Raw genomic sequence first — 16,098 nt, 5'->3', positions numbered from 1 at the left:
AGAAGAGAAGCGCTTTCCGAACTAACATTTTGTGATAATTGTTAGGTTTGTTAGGTTGATCAGGTGGAGAACGGAGGTTGTACGGTTGTCGAAATCTTCTCGCTTCTCGCGCAAACATGCTGTTCCCGTACTCCTGATTTCGGCGGTGGTCATGGCGGCTGTCCTGATATGGGCGTTCACGCATTTTTCGCAAACCGACAGACCGGAAGGAGGGTTGCCCGCGTCAGCCGATACCGGGCAGGACGGCGCTACGTCCGATGAAGATCAAGTGCCGGTGCTGAAGCTGGTCGATCCCCAGGCGTCGCCCGCAACGCGCTCGCTGTTTCGGTACCTGCAGGAATCGCGGGGCAAGCGCATCCTGTTCGGCCATCAGCATGCGACGACCGAGTTCATTGCGGTGACCGGCAATCCGGTCCAGTCCGATGTCCATAACGCCACGGGTGATTTCCCCGCCATCTTCGGCTGGGATACGCTGAGCATCGAGGGCAAGGAGAAGCCCGGCATCAGCGGCAACATCGAAGCAAGCCGCGAGCGGCTGATCGAGAAGATGAAGGAAGCGCACAAGCTGGGCGGCATTGTCGCGCTCAGCACGCATTTTCCGAACTTCGCCACCGGCGGCAACTTCTACGACACATCCGTCGGCGCGGTCGAGCATATTTTGCCGGGCGGCAGCAAGAACGCCGAGTTCAACGCGATGCTCGATCATGTCGCTTATGTGGCGAACCATCTGAAGGACGAGAACGGCGAGCTGATTCCGATCCTGTTCCGGCCGTTCCACGAGCAGAACGGCAGCTGGTTCTGGTGGGGAGCCCGGCTGACGAAGACGAGCGACTATATCGCGCTGTACCGTTATACGGTGGAATATTTGCGCGACCGGGCGGGCGTGCGCAATTTCCTGTACGTATTCTCGCCGAACGGACCGTTCGCCGGCGATGAGAAGACGTATCTCGCGACCTACCCGGGCGACGAGTACGTCGACATTCTCGGCATGGACCAGTACGACAATCAGGATCATCCGGGTACAAAAGGATTCCTGAACGGCCTGGCCCGGGACCTCGCGATGATCAACCGGCTGGCGGACGCGAAGGGCAAGATTGCGGCGCTGGCCGAGTTCGGCTACAGCCCGCAGGGGATGAAGACCCGGGGCAACGGCGATCTCGCGTGGTTCACGAAGGTGCTGGACGCGATCAAAAACGATCCCGACGCGCGGCGGACCGCCTACATGCAGACTTGGGCGAATTTTTCGACAAACGGCAATCTTTTCGTCCCTTATAAAAATGCCGCGCTGCTGGGCGACCACGAGCTGCTCCCGGACTTTATCGCTTTCTACGAAGACGAATACACGGCGTTCGCCGGCGATCTGTCCGGCGTGTACGACAGGAAGGCGGAGGCCGCCGTGAAAGATCCGTTCCTTCATATCGCGACGCCGACGGCCGGTACCGAGGTCGTGGATTCTGCCGTGATCCGGGCGAGGGTGCTGCATGCCGAACCGGCGGAGGTGACGTTCGCCGTCCGGGGCTTGGCGGAGCACCAGCCCATGACGTTGGATGCCGACACCGGCTATTACATGGCCATATGGCAGCCGGACAAGTCGCGGATCGGCGGAAACGCCATTATTGAGGTGAAGGCGTCCCTCGCCGACGGAACCGTGCTGGAAGATGCGGTCGAGATCCCGGTCGGATCAGGCGAGCCGCCGGTCGCGGAACTGCTGCATGATTTCGAGTCGTCGGACGAAGGCTGGACGATCAACAACGACAGCGGCGGCATATGGAACACCGCCGGGGCGGCGGGGCCCGAGCCGTCGACGGATGCGGCGTCAAGCGGCGGTTCGTCGCTCAAGGCCGATTTTCAGCTCGGCGGCGGCAGCTTCGAACTCGCACGGGTCGGCGACGTCGACCTGAGCGGCGCACTGGCGCTCGAAGCGAGGGCGCTCGTCCGGCTGGGCGAAAGTGCCGACGCGGGAAACGGCGTGCGCGCCAAGCTGTACGTCAAGACGGGGGACAGCTGGGCATGGACCGACTCCGGCGAGAAGGTGCTGGACGAGGGCGGGTTCCTGACGCTCCGCTTCGATCTGTCCAACGTCGGCGGATTGGAAGCGGTGAGGGCGATCGGCCTGCAGATTTTGACGGATCCCGACTCTAAAGGCACGGCCTCGATCTGGCTGGATGAAGTGACGTTGTACCGCCCGGCTGCTCCATAAAGAGGATCAACCGGAGGTCATGCCATGCGTCCGATTTCAGAAATTGCGCCCAAGGCGGTGTTGTTCGACCTGTTCGAGACGCTCGTCACCGAATTCGGGAACGGCAGGCGCCTGGCGCGCCGTCACTACGATTACAAGTCGCTTGACCGCGGCAATCCGGTATGAATATGAAGAGGAGATGAACGCCATGGACGACGCCGGGTCGCACAAGCCGAAGCCGGCGCTGGCCGGCTGGCTGCTCGTCTATGTGGAATATACGGTGCTGGTTTTCGTGCTGCGGGGATTGTCGCTCTTTTTTCTCCTGACCGGCGATATCGGTATCATGGCGGGGAGCGGTGATTTCCGCTTTCACTTTTGCACGTCCGTGCTGCTGGAGCTCTTGTCGGCGGCTGTACTTGTGTTGATCTGGCGACGCAGCCGGATCGCGCCGTGGGCCGTCGTGGTCCGCGAAGCGGCGGTGCCGGCCATCATCGCGGCGCGGGTGCTGCTGTTCGGTGCGGAGAGCGAAGTATGGCTGCCCGGCATTGCGGAGACTGCGGCCGGCATCGGCTGGATCGTCTGTTTTCTGCGGTCGCGGCGCGTGCGCGGATATTTCGCGGCCGGGCGAGGCACGCGGAATTGACCCGCGCCATTTCGCATCCGGACATGCCAGAACGGCGGACTCTGTGCTATAATGCTGTAGACTGAAAGCATTGAGGAGGAACCGCATTTGCGCATTGGAGCAATCGAAGCCGGCGGAACGAAATTCGTGTGCGGCGTCGGCGACGAACACGGCAACATCGTGGACCGCATATCTTTCCCGACGGAGAGGCCCGAGCCGACGCTGGAACGGGTCATCGACTACTTCCGGGACAAAAAGGTGGAGGCCATCGGCATCGGCACGTTCGGTCCGATCGACATCGATCCGTCCAGCCCGACCTACGGGCATGTGACGACGACGCCGAAGCCCGGCTGGTCGGGATTCGACTTCTTGGGCACGATGAAGCGGGCGTTCGACGTCCCGTTCGGCTGGGACACCGACGTGAACGCCGCGGCGTACGGCGAAGCGGTATGGGGAGCCGCCAAAGGGCTCGACAGCTGCGTCTACTACACGTTCGGCACCGGCGTCGGCGTCGGCATCTTCGCGGAAGGCCGGCTGGTGCACGGCCTGCTTCATCCCGAAGGCGGTCACATCCTGACGCGTCGTCATCCCGACGATACATATGAAGGATTTTGTCCGTACCACGGCGACTGTCTGGAAGGGATGGCCGCAGGACCGGCGATCGAAAGGCGCTGGGGCGTGAAGGGAAGCGAGCTGCCGCCGGACCATCCGGCATGGCCGATGGAGGCGTTCTACATCGGACAGGCGCTCGCGTCGACCATCGTGCTGCTCTCGCCGAAGAAAGTCATTCTCGGCGGCGGCGTGATGCACCAGAAGCAGCTGTTCCCGATGATCCGCGAGGAAGTGAAGCGGAATTTGAACGGTTATGTGGCACACGACACCATCCTGAAAGGCATCGACGATTACATCGTGCCGCCGGGACTCGGCGACAACGCCGGATTGTGCGGAGCGCTTGCCCTGGGACTCGCCGCGCTGCGCGGCCAATCATAATGAGAAGAACGGCTGCCTTCCCGTCTGTTGCGCGGGAAGGCTGTTTTCGCAATCGGGAGGCCCGCCGGGTATGACGGTTTTGCAGAACATCTCCATGTTTCTTGCGCTATTCAACCTGTTGTTCGCCGCGACGATCGTCTTTCTGGAACGGCGCAATGTCGCGGCGACATGGGCCTGGATTCTGGTGCTCATCTTCCTGCCCGGTCTCGGATTCATCCTGTACCTCATCCTCGGGCAGAACCTCAGCCGCCGCCGTTTCTACAAGATTCGCGCCGCGAACCGGAAGCGGATGGAGCGCATCGTGAACCGGCAGCGCGAGATGTTCGCGGAGAGCCGAATCCGGTTCAACGACCCGCGGATGGAGCCGTACCGCGATTTCATGTACATGAATCTGTCGAGCGCGCACGCGATCTATTCACAGGACAACGCGGTGGACATCTTCAGCGACGGGGAAGCGAAATTCGACCGGCTGCTTGCCGATATCGAGGCGGCGGAAGACCACGTTCATCTGATGTACTACATCGTGCGCGACGACGAGCTGGGCCGGCTGCTGATGGACAAACTGGTCGAAAAGGCGGCGGCCGGCGTCGAAGTTCGCTTCCTGGCCGATTATATCGGCTCGCACCGGCTGCCGCGGCATTTTTTCCGGCCGCTGACCGAAGCGGGCGGGCAGGCGGCGTATTTCTTCCCGCTGAAGCTCGGACTGCTCAGCCCGCAGCTGAACTACCGCAACCACCGCAAACTGGCGATCATCGACGGCCGGATCGGCTATATCGGAGGGTTCAACGTCGGCGACGAATACCGCGGCCGAAACCCGCGTTTCGGTTACTGGCGCGACACGCATCTGAGGGTGGCGGGCTCGGCCGTGCAGCAGATGCAGGCGCGGTTCCTGCTGGATTGGAACCTGGCCGCGCCCGACCGGGCGGTTGTCGCGGGGGAGCGGTATTTTCCGGAGAAAAACGGACCGGGGCGCGTCGGCATGCAGATCGTCTCGAGCGGTCCCGACCAGGACCAGGAGCAGATCAAGAACGGCTTTATCAAAATGATCCACGAAGCCGAATCGTTCATCTATATCCAGACGCCGTACTTCATACCGGACGACAGCTTCCTGACGGCCATCCGGATCGCGGCGCTCTCCGGGGTCGACGTCCGCATCATGATTCCGGCCCGACCCGATCACCGGACAGTCTATTGGGCGACGTTCGCCCATCTCGGCGAGCTGCTGCAGACCGGCGTGAAAGTGTATCTGTACGGCAAAGGATTCCTGCATGCGAAAACGATGGTCGTGGACGGCAAAATCGCCACGGTCGGCACGGCCAACATCGACAACCGCAGCTTCCGGCTCAACTTCGAGGTGAACGCGTTTCTGTTCGACTCGGAAACCGCGGGACGGCTGACGGCCCTGTTCGAGGAAGATCTCAAGGAATGCGTGGAGCTGACGACGGGCATGTATCAGGACAGGCCGCTGCTGCACAAGGCGCGCGAGTCGGTGGCGCGGCTGCTCTCGCCGATCATGTAAAAACATCAGCCATGACGTGCGCAAAGGCTGCAGCGCGGAGGTGGATCCATGGACGCGGAAAAGCGAAAACCATCGGTCTTAAGACGGCTCGCCCGATACGCGGCGGTTCGGTCGGCGGCGGCTTTCCGACGCGACACGTCCGGCTGGATGGCGGCAAGCGCCGGCGTCACCGTCATCTGGACGGCGGCGGTCGCGGTGTGCGCCCTCGGCATCCCGACGGGGATCGGCTACGGATTTGACGCGTCCCTGCTCATCGCGGCGGGCCTGATCGGCCTTTGGGGATGCGGCGCGGCGGCAGCCTATGTCCTGTCGCTGCTGATGCTGCCGATTCCGCGGCTGTTCGCCGGCGTCTTCCTGACGTCGGCGGCCGGGATGACCTATGCCCTGAACGATACGGATATGGGCTGGGCGGGCGCGGTCGTCGCCGCGGTCATCACGGCCGCGGGAGCGGCCGCGGGCGGGCTCGTCATGGCGCTCGTCAGCGCCCGGCGCCATCCGCTCCGTTTCGCGGCAGCGGCCGCCGCCGCCGTCGCGGCCGCCGTCGTGCTCACGGCCGGCATGCCGTTGGCGCCGGCCGGCGAACCGGTTCTGCTGACGGCGGATGACCGGATCGTCGAGATCGACGACGCAGCTTCCGTACGCGATCTTGAAGCCGGACCCGGGCCTTACGGGTTCACGCATTTCACCTATGGCAGCGGCACGGACCGGCACCGTGCCGAATATGGCGATGAAGCCGGCGTCATCACCCGGACGGTCAACGCCGCGTCCATCCACCCGAAATGGTCGCCGATCCGCTCCCGGTTCTGGGGATTCGGCACGGGCCGGCTTCCGCTCAACGGCCGGGTGTGGATGCCGGAAGGGGACGGACCGTTCCCGCTGGTGCTGATCGTGCACGGCAACCATCTGATGGAGGATTTCTCCGACGAAGGGTACCGCTATCTCGGCGAACGGCTCGCGAGCCGCGGATTCATCGCCGTGTCGGTGGATGAAAATTTTCTGAACTATTCCGTCTGGAGCGGTATTCCGAAGCCGGACATGAAGCTCAGAAGCTGGCTGCTCCTTCAGCATCTTCGCGAGATCGCCGAACTGAGCCGGACGCCGGGCAATCCGTTCGAAGGCCGCGTCGATCTCGGAAAGGTCGGCCTGATCGGCCATTCGCGGGGCGGGCAGGCGGCGGCCATGGCGGCCGACCATGCCCGCTGGTTCGCGGACGATCCGTCGCTGGAAGGCATCGGCGAGGAGATCCGGATCGTCTCGGTAGCCGCCATCGCGCCGACGGACATGCTGGTCGACCGGAAACAGGCGCAGCTGCGAAATGTCAACTACTTGACGATCCACGGTTCCCGGGACGCCGATCTGCAAAATTTCTACGGCGATCAGCAATATGTGCGGACGGCGCTGGACGGACGGGAAGATCTGTTCAAGGCGGAAATCTACCTCGAAGGCGCGAATCACGGTCAATTCAACACGACATGGGGGCGATTCGACCTCTCCATGCCAGGCGGCATGCTGCTCAACACCCGAGGCCTGATGGACGGCGAGGCGCAGCGCGAAGCGGCGGCAAGCTACATCGCGGCTTTCATGGAAGCGACGCTTGCCGGCCGAAGCGAGTACCGGCGCGTCTTCTCCGATCCGGACATCCGGCAGTCCCATGCTTCCGGTTCCGTCGTCTTCGGCCGGTACGAAGGCGGCGGCTACCAGGCGGTCAGCCGGTTCGAGCAATCGGGTGTCCGTTCGCTTCAGATCGGTGTCACGGCCGATGCAGAAGGCGTGAAGGAGTGGAAGCATGCGGCGGCGCTGAACCGCGACGGAAGGAGCAGGGGGTACAAAGGTCTCGTGCTGGCGTGGGATGACGAAGCGCGGTACAGGCTCTCTTTTGACAAGCGGTACTGGCTCATGGTCGGGCGGGAGGGGGCGGCCGCGATCGCGTTTTCCCTGGCGGATCTGTCCCATGAATTGCCCGAAAGCGGCGCCTATTCGGTCGAGATCGAGGTCGAGGGGGCAAGCGGCCTGTCCGCGCGGCTGCCGCTGGAGCGGTTCGGCACGCTGAAATCGCCGCCCCGCGTCACCTATACGATCCACCGGTTTTTGGAAAGGCGGTTCGAGAACGGGAAATTCAAAGCGGATGTCGAGCCGGTGTTCGAGACGTTCATCGTGTCGCTGGATGCGTTTGAGGAGGAGCGGCCGGGCCTCGCGAAAGACGGCATCCGTTCGGTCACGCTGCATATATCGGGCGGACCCGGAAAGCTCATGATGGATGATTTCGGTTTCTATCCGGACAGGCGTTGACTGCCTGTCCTTTTTTCGTGCGCAGGTTTCGCGGCAGGAGGGAACGGCCATAATGTTGACATGGAAAGGAGGGGGACGGATGCCGATCCTGCCCGTACATGAGCGCCTGGCCGAGCTGTGGGTGATCCGGAGCCGGCGTCCGCTGACGGAAGCCGAGGAGAAGGATCTGGAGCATTGCCTGGCGTTGAACGCTTCCTACTGCCGGCAGCTTGCCCACCTGAAAAATCTTTCGCTCCTGGCGGCCATGACGAACGATACGGAATGGCAGCACGAGATTTGCCGGCAGATCGAGAAGATGACGCGCTGATCGGCGGATCTCCGCGCGGACGTTTTCAGCCCGGAGGGAAATTTTGCGCGCATATCCGGAAAAGGGCCGGACATACTACATCTGGCCGGCCAAAACCGGCGACAAAAATTGATTCATCAAGGAGGCAGTACATAATGGCTGCGAATCTTGGCGCACACGAAGTGATGGAAATTCACGAAGTGCTGAACGGCACGGTCGATGCGATCAACCAGCTGCAGCTGCTGCGTCCGCGCGTGCGGGATCAGCGCCTGGCCCAAATTCTCGATCATCAACTGCAGTTCACCGTGACCGGCTACAACGCGATGGTGGACCTGCTGCATCGCCAGGGTGCGGGTCATGCGGCGCCTTACCGCGCGGTCAACAACGCGTTCCAGCCGACCTACGGCCTTGACCATCCGGGCACGGTCAGCCCGAACACGTCGCCCGACCAGCTCGACGACCGGGACATCGCCAGCATCGTGCTCGGACTGCACAAAGCGTCCGCGTCGAAGAAGATGCTCGCCGCGCTCGAATGCGCAAATCCGGACATCCGCCGCGCCATGCAGCAGGGTGCGATCAATTGCGCGGAGCAAGCGTATGAAATCTGGCAATACATGAACGAACAGGGTTATTACCAAGTGCCGACGATGAAAGATGTGACGACGCAGACGATGTCGAACATCTATCAGCCCGCCGGCACGCCGCAGAATGTGCCGACGAGCCCGAGCGGCGTGCAATGGCAACAGCAGCAGTCGCAGCCGCAGCAAATCCTGAACACGCTGCAATAAGAACGATTGTGGGAGAACGACCCGCTTGCCGGGTCGTTTTCGCGCATCGGCGGAATGGACACCGACAGAAAGGAGTTTCGGGCAATGGCGGAACGAAATGTGCTGGCCTATTTCAAGAGCGAGTCGGAAGCGGAAGCGGCGCTGGACCGGATGGCCCATCTGCGCATCAGCGACAGATCGATCCGGCGAATCGACCGGTATCCGGGCGGCGGGATGCACGACATCATGAATCCGATCAACGGGGATTTTCCCGGTCTCGGCTTCATGGTGCTCGGCAGCGACTTTACGAACAGCAGCGCGGGCATTCTCGCCGCCGCCGATGTCAGCGCCAGCGGCCTCAGCACGGGCGGACCGGACAACCGGGTAACCGGCCGGGACGTGCTGCTGACAGTCGTCGTTGACGAGCAGGATTATGAAGAGGCGGTTCGTATCGCCAAGGAAGGCGGCGCCATGGTCTAGGACGAAGCGGCGCTTTCGCCGGACCGCGGGATGGGATATGATGGTTCATGAGGTGAATTTTCATGCATGATGCCCGGTACGAATCAGCAGTGCTGGATCTGCTCATGAGCCATCGGTCGATCCGCGCGTTTCGGGACGAGCCCGTGCCGGCCGGGGCGCTGCGCGAAATTCTGCGGGCGGCACAGCAGGCTTCGACTTCGTCCAACATGCAGGCGTACAGCGTCATCCGCGTAACGGATCGGAATCTGAGGTCCGAACTGGCGGCCGTTGCCGGTCAGCAGCAATATGTGGTGACCTGTCCCGAATTTCTCGTCTGGTGCGCCGACATGGAGCGTCTCCGGATCGCGGCGGGACTTGAACCGTCCGACATGTCGTGCAATGCCGAAGCGTTTACGATCGCCGCGATCGATGCGGCGCTTGCCGCGCAGAACGCGGCGGTCGCCGCGGAATCACTCGGCTTCGGCATCTGCTACATCGGCGCCATCCGGAACGACATTGCGAAGACTGCCGCATTGCTCGGCTTGCCGCCGCGCGTCGCGCCGCTCTTCGGCATGTGCATCGGGCGGCCGGACCAGGCGCCGCTCATGCGTCCGCGGCTGCCGGTCCAAGCGGTTCTGCACGAGAACCGGTACGACGCATCCGCATACGCCGACGCGGTCGCGGACTACGATAACGCGCATGCCGCTTATTTGAAGGAGCGCAGCGGCGGCCGCCAGTCCGCCGGATGGTCGGAGCAGATGCGGGAGAGGCTGACCCGGCCGCCCCGCAGAATCGGCCGATTTCTGAAGGAGCAGGGGTTCGAATTGACGGATTGAATGCGACGAAGGCCGGAAACAACAAAACCTCCCGTCCGCAAGGACGGGAGGTTGAATGTTTCGGGGTGATCTGATAAAATAAAAAAATGGAACTCTTGCTGAAATTGAGCAAAGTAGTTCTCATTATAATTATAACGGGTTAAACCGTTTGTGTCAACACTTTTTTATTTTCTCAAATTCGCAAGCGAGAGGAGTGTCGGATCAGGATGGACCAAGCGGATCCGCAGTGGAAGGAAGAGCAGGCTCGCGCAGACCGCGTCACCGAAAGCATCAAACGGACCATCGGCCGGCTGGAGAACGAGATCGGCGCCGTTCGGTCCGAGGCCCACGAAATCCGCAAACATTTCTGGGACGAGGTCACGGTCAACTTCAGCACGTTCGATGACATCCAGGAAACGTACTTCAGCATGAAGCAGCAGGCGGACCTGCTGGCGGAACGCGAACGGACCGAGCGGCACTCGGCCGAATATGTCGACAAGCTGAAGCGTCTCGCAGACTCGCCCTACTTCGGCCGCATCGATTTCCGCGAGCAGGGCGAGCGCAAGGCCGAATCGATTTATCTGGGGATCGCCTCCTACCGAGAAGAGGGAAGCGACGAGTTTCTCGTCTACGACTGGCGCGCGCCCGTCTCCAGCCTGTATTACGACTATCCGCCCGGGCCGGCCGAATACGAGACGCCTTCCGGCGTCGTCTCCGGCGAACTGGAACTGAAGCGACAATTCATCATCAAGGGCGGCCGGATCCGCTACATGTTCGACACCGGCGTGACGATCGGCGACGAATTGCTGCAGCAGGTGCTCAGCCGCACGTCGGATTCGGCGATGCGGAGCATCGTGGCGACGATCCAGCGCGAACAGAACCGGATCATCCGCAATGACCGGAGCCGCATGCTCATCGTCCAGGGAGCGGCCGGCAGCGGCAAGACGTCCGCCGCCCTGCAGCGGGTCGCGTATCTCCTCTACCGGTATCGCGGCACGCTCAGCTCAGACCAGATGGTGCTGTTCTCCCCGAACCCGATGTTCAACAGCTACGTCTCGTCCGTGCTGCCGGAACTCGGCGAAGCGAACATGATCCAGACGACGTTCCAGGACTATCTGGAGCTGCGCCTCGGCAAGCAGTTTCGGGTCGAGGATGCGTACGACCAGCTCGAATACGTCCTGACGCGCGAGGGCGACGCCGGCTACAAGACGCGGCTGGCCGCCATCCGCTTCAAGTCTTCTTCCGGTTATCTCGCCCTGATTCAGGCGTACCTCCGCAGTCTGGAAACGTCCGGCATGATGTTCCGCCCGGTCAAATTCAGGGGCCGGACGATCGTGTCCGCTTCCGCCATCGCCGAGAAATTTTACGGCCTGGACCGCTCGATCCGGCTGGCCAACCGGATCGAGCTCGTCAAGGAATGGCTGCTCGAGCAGGTGAAGGCGTTCGAACAGGCGCAGAAGTCCGAAGCCTGGGTGGAAGAAGAAATGCAGTACATGAACCGGACGGACTATCAGCGCGCCTATGCGAAACTGCGGGCGAAGCGGAGGCACCTGACGCGCGCCACCTTCGACGATGCCGAAGCAGAGCGGGATCTGCTGGCGGAGGCGATCGTAAACACCGAGCTGAAGCCGGTCCGCGCGCGCATCCGGGTGCTCCGGTTCGTCGACGCGAAGGGGCTCTACCGCCGGCTTCACGCGGATCCGGATCTGGCGGCTTCGCTCGCGCAGGATGCGCCGCTGCCGGAGGAATGGCCGGCGATCGCCGAACTGACGGTGCGCATGATCGACGAGGGCCGGCTGCTGTACGAGGACGCGACGCCTTTTCTTTATTTGAACGAACGGTTGAAAGGGTTCCGTGTGAATACGAATGTCCGCCATGTCTTGATCGACGAAGTGCAGGATTACACGCCGTTCCAGCTCGAGTTTCTGAAATGGCTGTTCCCGCGCGCCCGCATGACGGCGCTCGGCGACATGAACCAGTCGATCCACGCGCAGGATTCGGTGCTGGAGGAAGGGGACCCGCTCACCCGTCTGTACGGTCCCGAGCAGACGGAATGGATCCGGCTCACCCGCAGCTACCGCTCGACGCGGGAAATCGTCGAGTTCACCCGCGCCATGATTGAAGGCGGAAGCGAGATCGAGCCGTTCAATCGGAGCGGCGAGAAGCCGTCCGTCCTGATCGTCCACGACAAGGAGACGCTGCACCGGCGCATCGGGGAATCGCTGGAGCGGTTCATGCGGGAAGGGTACGAATCCGCGGCCGTCATCTGCCGCACCGCCGCCGAGAGCGAAGAAGCGTACGCGGCACTGGCGGACAAACTGCCGGTCCGCCTTGTGACGAAACATACGCCGCAGTTCGAGAAAGGCATCTGCGTCATTCCGGCGTATCTGGCCAAAGGCGTCGAATTCGACGCGGTGCTGATCTACAACGCCTCCGAGGATGTGTATGCGCGGGAGAGCGAGCGGCGGTTGTTCTACACGGCGTGCACGCGGGCGATGCACGCGCTGCATGTCTTCGCCGTCGGCCGGCCGTGCCGGTTCCTTGCGGAAGTGCCGGCGGAGACGTACCGGCTGGAGCAGTTCGTATGACGGAAGCCGCCGTCTGGCTGTCCGCGTACGTCGCGGTAATGAGCATCGCGCTCATGGGGATGATGGGTGCGGACAAACGCCGCGCCCGGCTGGGCCGCCGTCGGATTTCCGAACGGCGGCTGCTTTTGTGGGCGCTGCTCGGCGGCGCCGCGGGAGGATGGATCGGGATGCGCCTGTTCCGCCACAAGACGAAGCACCGGATGTTCGCGGTCGGCCTGCCGGTCATGACCGTGCTGCATGCCGTCTTGCTTGCCGCGGCCTTTCGGATGGCGGGCTGAAGAAGACCGGTCTGCGGCATCAGTCCGTCCGTTTCCGCCACAGGAAGGACAGGACCGCGGCGATGAAGGCGAACGCGGCGCCGCAGTAAAACCCGCTGTCGATGCCGTACCAGTCGTTCAGGAAGCCCGCGAGATAGGGGCCTCCGAACATGCCGGCCGAGTACACGGCCTGATAGAAGCCCATCGCGGTCGCGCGCTTCGGTCCCGGCACGTCCTGGATGGCCGCCCCGAGCAGGAGGGGCAGGTACAGCCCCTGGGCCAGTCCGTTCAGCGCCTGCGTCGCCATCAGCACCGGCAGCGACGGCGTCCATGCGATGGCCGCGGTGCATGCGCCGCTCAGCACGAATCCGAGGATCAGCGTATTCCAGACGCCGATGTTCGGCGCGACCCATTTCCCGCTGTACAGCGACGCGAAGGCGTGCGGGATCATGAACGCGAAGACGATCCAGGTCAGTTCGGCGTTCGAGGCGTTCAGATCGTTCACGGCCTTGAGCGGCGTGAAACCGAACATCGTGATGAACAGTACGCAGTGGCCGAGTATGGAAAGCAGCGACACCTTGATCAGCATCGGTTCGCGCACGACGGCGCCGACGTCGGCGAACGTCATCGGCGTGCGGGCGACGCCGCCTTTCGGCTCCCGAATGAAGCAGGCGGCGATAAGTCCGATGGCGGCGATGGCCGCGCCTGCGATGAAGGGCGCGTTCCAGTCGGCAACATCCGCCAGCCATCCGCTGAAGCCCATGCCGATGAGCTGACCGGCCACGATCATGAAGCTGATGTTGCTCATCGCCCGGACGGCTTGGGTCTCGGCGTAGTAGCCGGCGTAGAGCACCGTGAACGCCACCCATGTCGAGGCGCAGATGCCGGACACCGCCCGCCCGGCCAGCGTCCACAGCCACGAATCCGGAAGCAGGAACAGCAGGCAGCTGAGGGCGCCGCTCGCCATCCCGAGCAGGATGAACGGCTTGCGCCGCCGAAGCCGGTCGGACCAGATGCCGAGCGGGAACCGGCACAGGAGCTGAACGAAGCCGTAGCTGCCCAGCACCAGTCCGATTGCCTGCAGGCTCAGGCCCCGATACTCGAGGTACGGGGTCAGAATCGGGACATAGATGTACATGGTCGTCCAGTATAATAAGGTGACGGCGACGAACAGGACATGATCCGCCTGCCGGGCCGCAATCAGCGGTTGTCCCGCTTGAATGGTTTCCGTTTTTGCGATTTGAGGCTGCATATTTCACGTCTCCCGGAGATGTCCTGTGGATGATGCGTTCCCTATCAACTCTACTCCCGTTTGCTTCCATTGTCACTGGAAAAAAATGATCGGACGCGCTATGATGAAACGGTACGCTGAAACGGAAAGGACGAATCGCCATGCCGCATACGTTCGCCCATCCGTTCTTCGCGGCGCCGCTCAAGCGGCTGATGCCGCACACATTGCGCACATCGGGGCTGGTGCTCGGCAGCATGGCGCCGGACTTCGAATATTTCGCCGCGATGGAGCCGTACCGGACGATCGGCCATACGTTTGCGGGATTCTTCTTCATCCATCTGCCGTTGTGCTCGGCCGCCGCGCTCGTCATGGGGCGGCTGCTGCTGCCGACCTTGCCGCTTTTGCTGCCGTCCTGCGGCGGGCTTGACCGGTTCGCCGAACGGCTGTCGATGCGGCCGCTGCGGACGGCAGGCGATTGGCTGGCGTTCATCGCGTCGCTATTCATCGGGTTTCTGACCCATCTGTTCATGGACGGCTGGACGCATGGCCATACGGTCTTCACCAACCGGTTCGCGTGGCTGCATGCGCCGGGCATCGGCCGGTTCGTCGTCTATGAGTCGCTGCAATTCGTCCTCTCCGCCCTTGGTGCCGCCGCGATCGCGCTGTATGTGTTCTTGCGCTGGCGCGCTTTCCGGTCGGCGGAATCCGGCGGAAGCCGATCGCCCGCGCATCCGCCGGCCGACAAGCGCCGTTTCCGTCTGATCGCCGCCGTGGTCATGGCCGTCGTGCTGGCGGCGAAGGTCGTGATCGATCCGCCCGTTAATCTGCCCGGCGCGATCAACGTGGCCCCGTTCACGGCGCTCGTCACGGGCTGGATGATTGCGGCGCTGACGCGCCATCGCCCGGGAGCGGCATGGACGGCGCTGGCGGCGCTGCTGATCGTCATGGCCGGATACAACCTGGCCGAGGCGGTATTGCCGAAGCTGCTCGATATGGCATCCGCCGGGCGGATGCGCGAGCCGGCGCTGACGGCCTGCTGGATTGCTTCATTGTGGTGCGTCAGTCTGATCGCCGCGGGATGCGCGGCCGCCGCACGCTCCTTGCCGCCGGGCAGTGGCGGCGTGAAGCCGGGCGTTCCGCGGGACTGGACCTCGACCGGTTGACCGGCGCATGCGGGCGGTATAGAGTGGACAAGGCGGGGTGCGTTTTCGCAGATAAGATTGGAACAACGTCAGGAGTGTGTGAAGATTGGAAGATCTGTTCAAAGTCATCATTCTCGGAATCGTCGAAGGCCTGACGGAATTTCTGCCCGTATCGTCGACCGGACACATGATTCTGGCGGGGAATCTGCTCGGGTATGAAGGCGGGTCGGCGGACACGTTCAAGATTGTCGTCCAGCTCGGCGCCGTATTGGCGGTATTCGTGCTCTATTTTCGCCGTTATATGGACATTCTAAAGGATATGGTCCGCCTGAAGCTGAACGTGCCGGACAAACTGAACGTCATCCACATGATTCTGGCCATGCTGCCCGCACTCATCGTGTATCTGCTGTTCAAGGATCTTATCAAGAACGTTCTGTTCGGCCCCGGTCCGGTGCTGATCAGCCTTGTCGCGGGCGGGATCCTGATGATCGCGGCGGAGCTGGCAAAGCGCAGGGTGACGAGCGAAAATACCGACGACATTACATACAAGCAAGCGCTCGGCATCGGCCTCTTCCAATGTCTTGCGCTCTGGCCGGGCTTCTCCCGCTCGGGTTCGACCATCTCGGGCGGCATGCTGCTCGGCACGAGCCGGAAGGCGGCGGCGGATTTCACCTTCATCATCTCCGTGCCGGTCATGTTCGGCGCCACCGTGCTCGACCTGTACGACAGCCGCGACCTGCTGACGAAGGACGACCTCGTGCTGTTCCTGGTCGGCGGGGCCGCGTCGTTCATCGTCGCGATGCTGGCCGTCGTGACGTTTCTGAACCTGATCAAGCGGCTGAGGCTGACCTGGTTTGCGCTGTACCGTTTCGTTATTGCGGGACTCTTTTACTGGCTGGTGATGTCGTGACTTCCCTGAAACGCTGCGCCCCCTGATCCGTATATGAAGCAAAA

The 16,098-nt window shown here is 62.6% G+C and carries 15 protein-coding genes; 14 read left to right on the top strand and 1 reads right to left on the bottom strand.

From position 1 onward, the window contains the following. Positions 1–214 precede the first annotated feature (214 nt). The 12 genes from C6W55_RS12005 to C6W55_RS11950 all read left to right on the top strand — a co-directional run bounded on the left by C6W55_RS12005 (position 215) and on the right by C6W55_RS11950 (position 12,792). A complete protein-coding gene (locus tag C6W55_RS12005) occupies positions 215–2,200 on the top strand; it encodes a glycosyl hydrolase (protein WP_286892775.1) in 1,986 nt (661 codons plus the stop codon). A gap of 24 nt (positions 2,201–2,224) precedes the next feature. After that, positions 2,225–2,365: a hypothetical protein gene (locus C6W55_RS12000; protein WP_286892774.1), complete on the top strand. Its 141-nt coding sequence runs from the start codon at positions 2,225–2,227 to the stop codon at positions 2,363–2,365. A gap of 22 nt (positions 2,366–2,387) precedes the next feature. Then, a complete protein-coding gene (locus C6W55_RS11995; protein ID WP_286892773.1) occupies positions 2,388–2,822 on the top strand; it encodes a hypothetical protein in 435 nt (144 codons plus the stop codon). Positions 2,823–2,909: 87 nt separating this feature from the next. Then, a complete protein-coding gene (locus tag C6W55_RS11990) occupies positions 2,910–3,791 on the top strand; it encodes an ROK family protein (RefSeq protein ID WP_286892772.1) in 882 nt (293 codons plus the stop codon). A gap of 70 nt (positions 3,792–3,861) precedes the next feature. Beyond that, positions 3,862–5,310, top strand: a complete 1,449-nt coding sequence (cls, locus tag C6W55_RS11985) for a cardiolipin synthase (protein WP_286892771.1) — start codon at positions 3,862–3,864, stop codon at positions 5,308–5,310. 48 nt (positions 5,311–5,358) lie between these two features. Beyond that, entirely contained in the window at positions 5,359–7,599 is a 2,241-nt protein-coding gene (locus tag C6W55_RS11980; protein WP_286892770.1) for an alpha/beta hydrolase family protein, read from the top strand. A gap of 52 nt (positions 7,600–7,651) precedes the next feature. Beyond that, positions 7,652–7,906, top strand: coding sequence for a DUF7667 family protein (locus tag C6W55_RS11975; protein WP_408646073.1), 255 nt, complete (start codon positions 7,652–7,654; stop codon positions 7,904–7,906). Positions 7,907–8,040: 134 nt separating this feature from the next. Next, positions 8,041–8,673: a spore coat protein gene (locus tag C6W55_RS11970; protein ID WP_015254446.1), complete on the top strand. Its 633-nt coding sequence runs from the start codon at positions 8,041–8,043 to the stop codon at positions 8,671–8,673. Between the two features lie 84 nt (positions 8,674–8,757). Beyond that, entirely contained in the window at positions 8,758–9,132 is a 375-nt protein-coding gene (locus C6W55_RS11965; RefSeq protein ID WP_015254447.1) for a hypothetical protein, read from the top strand. Positions 9,133–9,194: 62 nt separating this feature from the next. Then, entirely contained in the window at positions 9,195–9,947 is a 753-nt protein-coding gene (gene nfsA / locus C6W55_RS11960; RefSeq protein WP_213484237.1) for an oxygen-insensitive NADPH nitroreductase, read from the top strand. 206 nt (positions 9,948–10,153) lie between these two features. After that, positions 10,154–12,514, top strand: a complete 2,361-nt coding sequence (gene helD, locus C6W55_RS11955) for an RNA polymerase recycling motor HelD (protein ID WP_286892769.1) — start codon at positions 10,154–10,156, stop codon at positions 12,512–12,514. Further along, entirely contained in the window at positions 12,511–12,792 is a 282-nt protein-coding gene (locus C6W55_RS11950; protein WP_213484233.1) for a DUF1294 domain-containing protein, read from the top strand. The genes helD and C6W55_RS11950 overlap by 4 nt, the downstream gene beginning before the upstream one ends. Positions 12,793–12,811: 19 nt before the next feature. Here C6W55_RS11950 and C6W55_RS11945 read toward each other — a convergent pair whose 3' ends face one another. Further along, entirely contained in the window at positions 12,812–14,023 is a 1,212-nt protein-coding gene (locus C6W55_RS11945; protein WP_286892768.1) for an MFS transporter, read from the bottom strand. A gap of 140 nt (positions 14,024–14,163) precedes the next feature. Between C6W55_RS11945 and C6W55_RS11940 the strand changes: the two genes are divergently transcribed. Both C6W55_RS11940 and C6W55_RS11935 read left to right on the top strand, forming a co-directional pair. Next, positions 14,164–15,165: a DUF4184 family protein gene (locus C6W55_RS11940; protein ID WP_286892767.1), complete on the top strand. Its 1,002-nt coding sequence runs from the start codon at positions 14,164–14,166 to the stop codon at positions 15,163–15,165. An 85-nt stretch (positions 15,166–15,250) separates the two neighbouring features. Then, entirely contained in the window at positions 15,251–16,054 is an 804-nt protein-coding gene (locus C6W55_RS11935; protein ID WP_286892766.1) for an undecaprenyl-diphosphate phosphatase, read from the top strand. Positions 16,055–16,098: the final 44 nt, after the last annotated feature.

The organism is Thermobacillus sp., assembly GCF_003390775.1.
GTDB classification, from domain to species: domain Bacteria; phylum Bacillota; class Bacilli; order Paenibacillales; family Paenibacillaceae; genus Thermobacillus; species Thermobacillus xylanilyticus.
Note: the sequence above shows the minus strand (reverse complement) of the source record. Positions and strands in the feature narration are given on the sequence as shown.